We start from the raw sequence: 6,107 nt of genomic DNA on the forward strand, positions 1-6,107 counted from the left end.
ATGCGTGAACAGCAAGGACGATCAGGTCGTTGTGTGGTGTTGTTTTTATGCACGCGCGCGGGCCAACCGTATTCACCACGAGGTGGGTGGTGGGCGGCGTCGGCGGGGTATAAGAGCAGGGCCCGAGCCGGTGGAGCGCGAGGACACGCCGGAGATCGTCCGTGACGACCTCCCCGCGGCTCTGACGGCCGAGGAGGAGAAGCCCAAGAAGGGCTGGTTCGCCCGGTTGAAGGACGGCCTGTCCAAGTCCTCGTCCAAGCTGACCGAGGGCATCTCCGGCATCTTCACCAAGCGCAAGCTCGACGACGAGGCGCTGGAGGAGCTGGAGGAGCTGCTCATCACCGCCGACCTCGGCCCGACCACGGCGGCCAAGGTGACGGCGGAGCTGGCGCGCACCCGCTTCGGCAAGGAGGTCAGCCCCGAGGAGGTCAAGGCCACGCTGGCCGCCGAGGTCGCGAAGATCGTCGGCCCGGTGGCCAAGCCGCTGGAGATCGACGCCACGCTGAAGCCGCACGTCATCCTGGTGGTCGGCGTCAACGGCACCGGCAAGACGACGACCATCGGCAAGCTGGCCCGCCAGTTCCGCGCCGAGGGCAAGACGGTGATGCTGGCCGCCGGCGACACCTTCCGCGCCGCCGCGGTCAGCCAGTTGAAGATCTGGGGCGAGCGCACCGGCTGCCCGGTGGTTTCCCGTGACACCGGCGCCGACGCCGCCGGCCTCGCCTTCGACGCGCTGGAGGAGGCGCGGCGCCAGGGCGTGGACATCCTGCTGATCGACACCGCCGGCCGCCTGCAGAACAAGGCCGGCCTGATGGAGGAGCTGCGCAAGATCGTCCGCGTCATCAAGAAGGTGGACGAGAGCGCGCCGCACACCACCCTGCTGACGCTGGACGCCACCACCGGCCAGAACGCGCACAATCAGGTGGAGGTGTTCCGCGACATGGTGAACGTCTCGGGCCTGATCCTGACCAAGCTGGACGGGTCGGCGCGCGGCGGCGTGCTGGTTTCGCTGGCCGAGCGGTTCAAGCTGCCGGTGCACGCCATCGGCATCGGCGAGGGCGTCTACGATCTGCGCCCCTTCGACGCCGACCAGTTCGCCAAGTCGCTGATGGGGCTGCCGTCCCAGTAACGGCGCCCAACCGCGGGCTTGGGCGAGAAAAGGCCTTCCGGCCGCTTCGCCCAAGCCCTATCTGAAGACTATGACGGCTGCCAAGACCTCCCCCTCCCCCGTTCCCCCCGGTCCTGTCGAGCGCTTCACCGACGCGGACGCCGCCCTGGCCCTCGTCAAGGACCTCTACGACCGCAACACCTCCTATCTGCGCGACCGCTTCGCCGCCTTCACCCGCGGCGAGGACGGCGGACGGCGGGAGCAGGCCCATTACCCCTATGTCCGCCTGTCCACCGCCTCGGCGGCCACGGTGGACACGCGGCTGGCCTACGGCTTCGTCGAGGGGCCGGGCACCTATTCCACGACGCTGACCCGCCCCGACCTGTTCGACCGCTATTACCGCGAACAGCTCTCGCTCCTGCTGCGCAACCACCATGTTCCGCTGGAGGTCGGGGTCAGCGACGAGGCGATCCCCATCCATTTCGCCTTCCCGCAGGGCATGCATGTCGAGGGCGACCTGACGCCGGAGCGGCTGGCCGGCCTGCCCGACCTGTTCGACCTGCCCGACCTCGCCCGCATGGACGACACCATCGTCAACGGCACCTACGAGGAGTCGCTGGACGCGGTGAAGCCGCTGGCCCTGTTCACCGCGCCGCGGGTGGATTTCTCGCTGCACCGGCTGCGCCACTACACGGCGACGGCGCCGGAGGATTTCCAGAACTTCGTCCTGTTCACGAATTACCAGTTCTACGTGGACGAGTTCATCCGCATGGCCCGCGAGATCATGGAGCCAACCACCGATTCCGAGCTGGCCGCCTACCGCAGCCAGTACGACCGCTTCGTCGAGCCCGGCGGCGTCATCGTCCACAACGCCAATCTGGGTGGCGGCTCCGGCGAGGCGCCGACGAACGGCGCGCGGCTGCTCCGCCTGCCGCAGATGCCCGCCTACCACCTGACCCGCCCGGACGGCAACGGCATCACGCTGGTCAACATCGGCGTCGGCCCGTCGAACGCCAAGACGATCACCGACCACATCGCCGTGCTGCGCCCGCACGCCTGGATCATGCTGGGCCACTGCGCCGGGCTGCGCAGCACGCAGCGGCTGGGCGACTATGTGCTGGCCCACGGCTATGTCCGCGACGACCATGTGCTGGACGCCGACCTGCCGACCTGGGTGCCGGTCCCGGCGCTGGCCGAGGTGCAGCGCGCCCTGGAGACCGCCGTGGAGCGGGTGACCGGCCTGTCCGGCTACGCGCTGAAGAGCATCATGCGCACCGGCACCGTGGCGACCATCGACAACCGCAACTGGGAACTGCGCGACCACCGCGAGCCGCTGATGCGCTTCAGCCAGAGCCGCGCCGTCGCGCTGGACATGGAAAGCGCCACCATCGCCGCCAACGGCTTCCGCTTCCGCGTTCCCTACGGCACGCTGCTCTGCGTCTCCGACAAGCCGATGCACGGGCAGTTGAAGCTTCCGGGGATGGCCGACCGCTTCTACCGCGAGCGGGTCGACCAGCATTTGAAGATCGGCGTTCTGGCCATGGAGCTTCTGCGCGAGCACGGCATGGAAACCCTGCATTCCCGCAAGCTGCGCAGCTTCGCCGAAGCGGCCTTCCAGTAAGCGGCCCTCCGAAAGCCATTTTGCCTCACCCGAAAGTGCAGGCGCCAAAGGGCGCCCGCGCCTTATCTTAGGGTGCTCGGCAACGAAGGGAATTGGACCATTATGGCCGTGCGTGCAGGTTGGAGCGTGATCGCCGCCCTCTCAATCGGGCTGGCGACGGGGCCGGTGCTGGCCCAAAGCGCACCAAAGGCGGACAGCGCTCCAAAGGCGGACAACCTCCCGAACACGGACACCGCTGCGCCAGCGGAAACCGCCCCCCGGTCCGGCCCGTCCATCGGCGCCTGGGTCGACAACGACCTGTTCGGAGGCGGGACGGACCGTTACTACACCAACGGCGTCCAGTTCTACTACGTCTCCGGCGAACGCCCGACCTACGGAAACATCGACTGGCTGGCCAACCTCGTCCCCTGGATCGGGGAACATGGGGTGCGGCGCTACGGCATCGCCATCGGCCAGAACATGTACACCCCCAGCGACATCACCAAGCCGATCCCCGACGCCACCGACCGCCCCTACGCCGGCTGGCTGTATGGCCGCCTGTCGGTGATTTCGGAAGAGACGCGGCAGGTGGACCGCATCGACCTGGACATCGGCATGGTCGGCCCGGCCTCGCTGGCGGAGCAGACCCAGAAGACGGTTCACCGCATCGTGCCCGGCGCCCGCTGGCCGGAGGGCTGGGACTACCAGCTCAAGAACGAGCCGGGCATCATCCTCAGCTACGAGCATGTCTGGCGCGCCGAGCGGCCAGCCCGCATCGGCCCCTTCGAGGCGGACATCAGCCCGCACGTCGCCGGCAGCGTCGGCAACGTCCTGACCTTCGGCGGGGCCGGCGTCACGATGCGGCTGGGCGGCAACATGGCGCCGCCGGTCGGCGCATTGATCCTCCGCCCGACCGCCAGCATCCCCTACCAGGACAGCGTGGCCGAGGGGGCGCCGCGCCCGCCCTTCTCCTGGTACGTCTACGCCGGGGCGGAGGGGCGCGCCATCGCCCGCAACATCTTCCTCGACGGCAACAGCTTCCGCGACAGCCGGTCGGTGGACAAGAACAACTTCGTCGCCGCCTTCCAGCTCGGCGTGGCGCTGCGCTACGGCCCGTTCGGCATCTCCTACGCCCAGAACTTCCTGTCGCCGGAGTTCGAGGGGCAGAAATCCTACACCAACTACGGCTCGATCCGCGCCTCCTACCGGTTCTGACCGGGCGCGGGGGCGTCCCCCCGCTTCCCTCTTTATCCCAGGCCCGGTTCGGTCTATGTGAGGGTCATGAACCAATACGCCCGACTGCTGATCGAAGCCGGCCCGCTGGCGGCCTTCTTCATCGCCAACTCCCAGGCCGGCATCATGATCGGCACCGCCGTGTTCATGGTGGCGACCAGCATCTCCGTCCTGATCTCCTGGCGGTTCGAACGCAAGGTGCCGGTGATGCCGGTGGTCGGGGCGGGCTTCGTCCTGCTGTTCGGCGGGCTGACGCTGTGGCTTCAGGACGACCTGTTCATCAAGATCAAGCCGACGCTGGTCAATCTGCTGTTCGCCGCGGTCCTGTTCACGGCGCATCTGACGCGGCGCAACGTGCTGAAGCATGTGCTGGGGTCGGTGCTGAACCTGTCCGACGCCGGCTGGCGCACATTGGCGATCCGCTGGGCGTGGTTCTTCCTGCTGCTGGCCGCGCTGAACGAGGTGGTGTGGCGCACCATGACCACCGATGCCTGGGTGAACTTCAAGGTGTTCGGCATCATGCCGCTGACCCTGCTGTTCAGCGCCCTCCAGGCCCCGCTGATCCTGCGCCATCAGGTGCCGGAGGAGCCGCCGGCCGAGAAATCCTCCTCCGCCTCCTGACCGCACTCTCTTCCCTACGGAGCGCACCCGCCATGTCCCACGACTATCCGCGCGACCTGATCGGCTACGGGTCCCGTCCGCCGCACCCCTACTGGCCGGGCGGGGCGCGGGTGGCGGTGCAGTTCGTCATCAACTACGAGGAGGGCGGGGAGAACTGCGTCCTGCACGGCGACGCCGCCTCGGAGGCCTTCCTGTCGGAGATCGTCGGCGCCCAGCCCATCGTCGGCATGCGGCACATGAACATGGAGTCGATCTACGAGTACGGGTCCCGCGCCGGTTTCTGGCGGCTGCACCGGATGTTCAGCGGGCGCGGCTTGCCGGTGACCGTCTACGGCGTCGCCATGGCGCTGGAGCGCAACCCGGACGCCGTCCGCGCCATGCTGGACGCCGGGTGGGAGATCGCCACCCACGGCTACCGCTGGATCGACTACCAGCATCTGCCGGAGGAGGTGGAGCGCGAGCACATGCTGCGCGCCATCGACATCCACACCCGCGTGACCGGCTCCCGCCCGCTCGGCTGGTATCTCGGGCGGTGCAGCCCCAACACCTGGAAGCTGGTGTCGGAGGAGGGTGGATTCCTCTACAACGCCGACAGCTACGCCGACGACCTGCCCTATTGGGACGACCGCTTCGGCCGGCCGCAGCTGATCGTGCCCTACACGCTCGACGCCAACGACATGCGCTTCGCGACCAACCAGGGCTTCAACACCGGCGAGCAGTTCTTCACCTATCTGAAGGACAGCTTCGACGTGCTCTACGCCGAAGGCGAAGACCAGCCGAAGATGATGTCGATCGGGCTGCACTGCCGTCTGGTCGGGCGCCCGGGGCGCGCCGCGGCGTTGGCCCGCTTCCTCGACTATGTGCGGGGCCACGACAAGGTGTGGGTCGCCACCCGGCTGGACATCGCCCGCCACTGGATGGCCGAGCATCCCTATCGACCGGCCCCCTGATCCGGGAAGAAGCGCCCCGGGCGCATGACCGCGCCCAACTTTCTCACGCCAATTCGTCGCATCGGCGTTTGAACGAACGTCGAAATACAGTAGAAGGTCTTTGGATCGCGGCGCGGCCCTTTCGGGGCCGTCGTTCCGTGACTGCCGATTCCTTGCGATCTTCAACTGGGTGCGCACGCCGCCGTGACGTTCAAGGATGAAATGAAGGCCGCCGGTCAGACCGCGGATCACAAGGCGCCCCCCATGGCCGATGCTCCCGCCGACGATGGCGGGGAGGCCCGGGACGACATCGCCCGCCTTCTGCGCGCCCTCAACGACGATCTGAAGGCCGACCCGGCGGAGGAGGACGATCTCCTGTCCCCGGATGCCGGGCGGAAGGCGGAGCGGCACCTGCCCATCGGCAAGATCGCCGCGGCGCTGGCCGCCGCCATCGGCATCGGCGCGGTCGTCGTGATGCTGGACCAGGGCGGGGAGGCGCCGTCCGCGCCCCCGGCACCGCTCATCACCGCCGTCCCCAGCGCCCCGGCCCCCGGTGGCGCCTCGCCCGGAGCCGGGACGCCGGCAAAGCCGGAAGCGTTGATCACCCGCGCGGCCC

5 protein-coding genes and 1 pseudogene are annotated in these 6,107 nt (G+C 68.4%); all 6 read left to right on the forward strand.

Features of this window, described 5'->3' with window-relative positions:
* Positions 1 to 130: 130 nt before the first annotated feature.
* Positions 131 to 1,129 carry a signal recognition particle-docking protein FtsY gene (gene ftsY, locus GBZ26_RS25915; protein ID WP_425599366.1) on the forward strand — a complete coding sequence of 333 codons (999 nt, stop codon included), beginning with the start codon at positions 131 to 133 and terminating at the stop codon, positions 1,127 to 1,129.
* A 70-nt stretch (positions 1,130 to 1,199) separates the two neighbouring features.
* Positions 1,200 to 2,729 (forward strand): AMP nucleosidase, encoded by a 1,530-nt coding sequence (locus GBZ26_RS25920; RefSeq protein ID WP_174441304.1) that lies wholly within the window; start codon positions 1,200 to 1,202, stop codon positions 2,727 to 2,729.
* Between the two features lie 102 nt (positions 2,730 to 2,831).
* Positions 2,832 to 3,923 (forward strand): lipid A deacylase LpxR family protein, encoded by a 1,092-nt coding sequence (locus GBZ26_RS25925; RefSeq protein WP_174441305.1) that lies wholly within the window; start codon positions 2,832 to 2,834, stop codon positions 3,921 to 3,923.
* Positions 3,924 to 3,989: 66 nt separating this feature from the next.
* On the forward strand, positions 3,990 to 4,562 hold the full coding sequence (locus GBZ26_RS25930; protein WP_174441306.1) for a septation protein A: 573 nt from the start codon (positions 3,990 to 3,992) through the stop codon (positions 4,560 to 4,562).
* Between the two features lie 32 nt (positions 4,563 to 4,594).
* A complete protein-coding gene (puuE, locus tag GBZ26_RS25935) occupies positions 4,595 to 5,512 on the forward strand; it encodes an allantoinase PuuE (protein WP_174441307.1) in 918 nt (305 codons plus the stop codon).
* 243 nt (positions 5,513 to 5,755) lie between these two features.
* A pseudogene (locus tag GBZ26_RS25940) lies at positions 5,756 to 6,107 on the forward strand (SPOR domain-containing protein); the annotation flags it as partial.

Origin of the sequence: Azospirillum formosense, assembly GCF_013340925.1 — a bacterium.
GTDB lineage: Bacteria > Pseudomonadota > Alphaproteobacteria > Azospirillales > Azospirillaceae > Azospirillum > Azospirillum formosense.

Bases quoted from the DNA above. Each gene is read 5' to 3' on its own strand.
- GBZ26_RS25920 (WP_174441304.1), top strand. From the start codon at position 1,200: ATGACGGCTGCCAAGACCTCCCCCTCCCCCGTTCCCCCCGGTCCTGTC.
- GBZ26_RS25925 (WP_174441305.1), top strand. From the start codon at position 2,832: ATGGCCGTGCGTGCAGGTTGGAGCGTGATCGCCGCCCTCTCAATCGGG.
- GBZ26_RS25930 (WP_174441306.1), top strand. From the start codon at position 3,990: ATGAACCAATACGCCCGACTGCTGATCGAAGCCGGCCCGCTGGCGGCC.
- puuE (WP_174441307.1), top strand. From the start codon at position 4,595: ATGTCCCACGACTATCCGCGCGACCTGATCGGCTACGGGTCCCGTCCG.